Here is a 5,321-nt window from a genome sequence, read left to right as displayed (position 1 = left end):
GGGATCGAGGCGGTGCGCGTCCGAAACTTGAGAACTCAACAGTGTGCCACATGTCGATGCCAAAACCCGGCATCCCTGGTTTCAGGGGTGCAGGATTCCTTTGGTAGACAACGAAATGTCAGCAATGATGTTTTGTTCGATGCTAGAGATTAAATTGTCTCTTCGGAGACGTACTCTGTATTGACGTAAATCCTTCTTTTGAGGGGTTCTGCGAAAATCATTTACGGAGAGTTTGATCCTGGCTCAGGACGAACGCTGGCGGCGTGCTTAACACATGCAAGTCGAACGGTGAACCCCAGCTTGCTGGGGGGATCAGTGGCGAACGGGTGAGTAACACGTGAGTAACCTGCCCCAGACTCTGGGATAAGCCTTGGAAACGGGGTCTAATACCGGATAAGCGGCACCACCGCATGGTGAGTGTTGGGAAAGTTTTTCGGTCTGGGATGGACTCGCGGCCTATCAGCTTGTTGGTGAGGTAATGGCTCACCAAGGCGACGACGGGTAGCCGGCCTGAGAGGGCGACCGGCCACACTGGAACTGAGACACGGTCCAGACTCCTACGGGAGGCAGCAGTGGGGAATATTGCACAATGGGCGCAAGCCTGATGCAGCGACGCCGCGTGGGGGATGAAGGCCTTCGGGTTGTAAACCCCTTTCAGCAGGGAAGAAGCGAGAGTGACGGTACCTGCAGAAGAAGCGCCGGCTAACTACGTGCCAGCAGCCGCGGTAATACGTAGGGCGCAAGCGTTGTCCGGAATTATTGGGCGTAAAGAGCTCGTAGGCGGTTTGTCGCGTCTGCTGTGAAATCCCGAGGCTCAACCTCGGGCCTGCAGTGGGTACGGGCAGACTAGAGTGTGGTAGGGGAGACTGGAATTCCTGGTGTAGCGGTGGAATGCGCAGATATCAGGAGGAACACCGATGGCGAAGGCAGGTCTCTGGGCCACAACTGACGCTGAGGAGCGAAAGCGTGGGGAGCGAACAGGATTAGATACCCTGGTAGTCCACGCCGTAAACGGTGGGCACTAGATGTGGGGCTCTTTCCATGAGTTCCGCGTCGCAGCTAACGCATTAAGTGCCCCGCCTGGGGAGTACGGCCGCAAGGCTAAAACTCAAAGGAATTGACGGGGGCCCGCACAAGCGGCGGAGCATGCGGATTAATTCGATGCAACGCGAAGAACCTTACCAAGGCTTGACATATACCCTCTATCCCCAGAGATGGGGAGTGCTTCGGCGGGGTATACAGGTGGTGCATGGTTGTCGTCAGCTCGTGTCGTGAGATGTTGGGTTAAGTCCCGCAACGAGCGCAACCCTCGTCCTATGTTGCCAGCACGTGATGGTGGGGACTCATAGGAGACTGCCGGGGTCAACTCGGAGGAAGGTGGGGATGACGTCAAATCATCATGCCCCTTATGTCTTGGGCTTCACGCATGCTACAATGGCCGGTACAATGGGCTGCGATACCGTAAGGTGGAGCGAATCCCAAAAAGCCGGTCTCAGTTCGGATTGAGGTCTGCAACTCGACCTCATGAAGTCGGAGTCGCTAGTAATCGCAGATCAGCAACGCTGCGGTGAATACGTTCCCGGGCCTTGTACACACCGCCCGTCAAGTCACGAAAGTCGGTAACACCCGAAGCCAGTGGCCCAACTCGTAAGAGAGGGAGCTGTCTAAGGTGGGATTGGCGATTGGGACTAAGTCGTAACAAGGTAGCCGTACCGGAAGGTGCGGCTGGATCACCTCCTTTCTAAGGAGCACCTACCAGTCCGCAAGGGTTGGTCAGGATCCCACTGTCAGAGCCGAAAGTGCTCTGGGTGGGGCTCATGGATGGAACATCGACATGCGCCGGCAGCCTTGCTGGTGATGGTCAGTACACCCCGTATGGGGTCGGAACCTCCTTCACCGTGCTTCATGGTTGTCGGCTGGCACGCTGTTGGGTCCTGAAGGGTCGGACGTTCTCGTTCTATCTTTCAGACCGTCGAACCCCTCACCGGGTTCCGCCGCCGTCGTCATGATGGTGGGTGGTGCTGGTGGTGGGCACGGTTGCGGACCATCTCCTCCCATCAAACGGCAGGCTCGTGAGCTTGCAGGTGTGGGGTCGGGGGGTGGGTTCGTCCGTCGTTTGAGAACTGCACAGTGGACGCGAGCATCTTTGATATCTGTGGTCAAGTTTTTAAGAGCACATGGTGGATGCCTTGGCAGTAGGAGCCGAAGAAGGACGTTGTAGCCTGCGATAAGCCTCGGGGAGCTGGCAAACAAGCTGTGATCCGAGGATGTCCGAATGGGGAAACCCCGCTGGAGTCATGTCCAGTGACCCACGCCTGAACACATAGGGCGTGTGGAGGGAACGTCGGGAAGTGAAACATCTCAGTACCGACAGGAAGAGATATTCCGTGAGTAGTGGCGAGCGAAAGCGGATGAGGCCAAACCGTATGCGTGTGATAGCCGGCAGGCGTTGCGTATGCGGGGTTGTGGGACCTTTCTGGGAGATCTGCCGATCTTCCGAGGAGTCAGAAATCCGTGTGATAGGCGAAGGGCATTGAAAGGCCCGGCATAGAGGGTGCGACCCCCGTAGCCGAAATCATGCGGACTCCTGAGAGTCATCCCAAGTAGCACGGGGCCCGAGAAATCCCGTGTGAATCTGCAGAGACCACTCTGTAAGCCTAAATACTACCTACTGACCGATAGCGAATCAGTACCGTGAGGGAAGGGTGAAAAGTACCCCGAGAGGGGAGTGAAATAGTACCTGAAACCGTGTGCTTACAATCCGTCGGAGCCTCCTTAGCTGGGGTGACGGCGTGCCTTTTGAAGAATGAGCCTGCGAGTTAGTGCTCAGTGGCAAGGTTAACCCGTGTGGGGCAGCCGTAGCGAAAGCGAGTCCGAATAGGGCGTTTGAGTCGCTGGGTCTAGACCCGAAGCGAAGTGATCTATCCATGGCCAGGCTGAAGCGCGGGTAAGACCGCGTGGAGGGCCGAACCCACTTGGGTTGAAAACCGAGGGGATGAGCTGTGGATAGGGGTGAAAGGCCAATCAAACTTCGTGATAGCTGGTTCTCCCCGAAATGCATTTAGGTGCAGCGTTGCGTGTTTCTTGCCGGAGGTAGAGCTACTGGATGGCCGATGGGCCCCACCAGGTTACTGACGTCAGCCAAACTCCGAATGCCGGTAAGTGAGAGCGCAGCAGTGAGACTGCGGGGGATAAGCTTCGTAGTCGAGAGGGAAACAGCCCAGAACACCAACTAAGGCCCCTAAGCGTGTGCTAAGTGGGAAAGGATGTGGAGTTGCATAGACAACCAGGAGGTTGGCTTAGAAGCAGCCACCCTTGAAAGAGTGCGTAATAGCTCACTGGTCAAGTGATTCCGCGCCGACAATGTAGCGGGGCTCAAGTACACCGCCGAAGTTGTGTCATTCACATATGTGCTAGGCCTTCGTGGTCCAGGCGTGTGGATGGGTAGGGGAGCGTCGTGTGGCGGGTGAAGTCGCGGGGTAACCCAGCGGTGGACGCCACACGAGTGAGAATGCAGGCATGAGTAGCGAAAGACGGGTGAGAAACCCGTCCGCCGAATGACCAAGGGTTCCAGGGCCAGGTTAATCCGCCCTGGGTAAGTCGGGACCTAAGGCGAGGCCGACAGGCGTAGTCGATGGACAACGGGTTGATATTCCCGTACCGGCGAAGAACCGCCCATGACGAGGCGGACGATGCTAAGTGCCCAAAGCCGGCGAACCCTTCGGGGGGAGCTCGGTGGCGCGCACGAACCAGATCCGTAGTAGTCAAGCGTATTAACAGGGGTGACGCAGGAAGGTAGCCGAGCGTGGCGATGGTAGTCCACGTCTAAGGGTGTAGGCCGAACCGTAGGCAAATCCGCGGTTCATACAGGCTGAGACCTGATGGTGACCACTTATGTGGGAAATCGGTGATCCTATGCTGCCAAGAAAAACCTCGGCGCGAGGTTCTAGCCGCCCGTACCCCAAACCGACTCAGGTGGTCAGGTAGAGAATACTAAGGCGATCGAGTGAATCGTGGTTAAGGAACTCGGCAAAATGCCCCCGTAACTTCGGGAGAAGGGGGGCCTGAGGCGTGAACCACCTAGCGTGGGGAAGCGTTTGAGGGCCGCAGAGACCAGGGAGAAGCGACTGTTTACTAAAAACACAGGTCCGTGCGAAGTCGCAAGACGATGTATACGGACTGACGCCTGCCCGGTGCTGGAAGGTTAAGAGGAGGGGTCAGCCGCAAGGCGAAGCTCCGAATTTAAGCCCCAGTAAACGGCGGTGGTAACTATAACCATCCTAAGGTAGCGAAATTCCTTGTCGGGTAAGTTCCGACCTGCACGAATGGCGTAACGACTTCTCCGCTGTCTCAACCGCGAACTCGGCGAAATTGCACTACGAGTAAAGATGCTCGTTACGCGCAGCAGGACGGAAAGACCCCGGGACCTTTACTACAGCTTGGTATTGGTATTCGGTGTGGTTTGTGTAGGATAGGTGGGAGACTTTGAAGCCGGAACGCCAGTTTCGGTGGAGTCATTGTTGAAATACCACTCTGATCACTCTGGATATCTAACCTCGGTCCGTGATCCGGATCAGGGACAGTGCCTGGTGGGTAGTTTAACTGGGGCGGTTGCCTCCCAAAGAGTAACGGAGGCGCCCAAAGGTTCCCTCAGCCTGGTTGGCAATCAGGTGGCGAGTGCAAGTGTACAAGGGAGCTTGACTGTGAGACTGACAGGTCGAGCAGGGACGAAAGTCGGGACTAGTGACCCGCCGGTGGCAAGTGGAAGCGCCGGCGCTCAACGGATAAAAGGTACCCCGGGGATAACAGGCTGATCCTGCCCAAGAGTCCATATCGACGGCATGGTTTGGCACCTCGATGTCGGCTCGTCGCATCCTGGGGCTGGAGTTGGTCCCAAGGGTTGGGCTGTTCGCCCATTAAAGCGGTACGCGAGCTGGGTTTAGAACGTCGTGAGACAGTTCGGTCCCTATCCGCTGCGCGCGCAGGAAACTTGAGAAAGGCTGCCCCTAGTACGAGAGGACCGGGGTGGACCAACCTCTGGTGTGCCAGTTGTTCCGCCAGGAGCACGGCTGGTTGGCTACGTTGGGAAGGGATAACCGCTGAAAGCATCTAAGCGGGAAGCCCGTTTCAAGATGAGGTTTCCAAGGAGCTTGTCTCCTGAAGGCCCCCTATAGACCATGGGGTTGATAGGCCGGACGTGGAAGAGAGGACTAACGACTCTTGAAGCTGACCGGTACTAATAGGCCGATAACTTGACTTACATTCAAGATTTCCGAATGCATGCTCGCGTCCACTGTGCGGTTCCCGAACTACGGGCACCG

The 5,321-nt window shown here is 56.8% G+C and carries 2 rRNA genes; both read left to right on the top strand.

The features are described from left to right. The first annotated feature begins 220 nt into the window (after positions 1–220). Positions 221–1,741: ribosomal RNA gene (locus AOM02_RS13980) — 16S ribosomal RNA — on the top strand. A gap of 416 nt (positions 1,742–2,157) precedes the next feature. Beyond that, a 23S ribosomal RNA gene (locus tag AOM02_RS13975) occupies positions 2,158–5,260 on the top strand. Together the 16S and 23S rRNA genes form the textbook arrangement of a ribosomal RNA operon. The last annotated feature ends 61 nt before the right edge of the window (positions 5,261–5,321 follow it).

Source organism: Demequina maris, assembly GCF_000971155.1.
GTDB classification, from domain to species: domain Bacteria; phylum Actinomycetota; class Actinomycetes; order Actinomycetales; family Demequinaceae; genus Demequina; species Demequina maris.
Note: the sequence above shows the minus strand (reverse complement) of the source record. Positions and strands in the feature narration are given on the sequence as shown.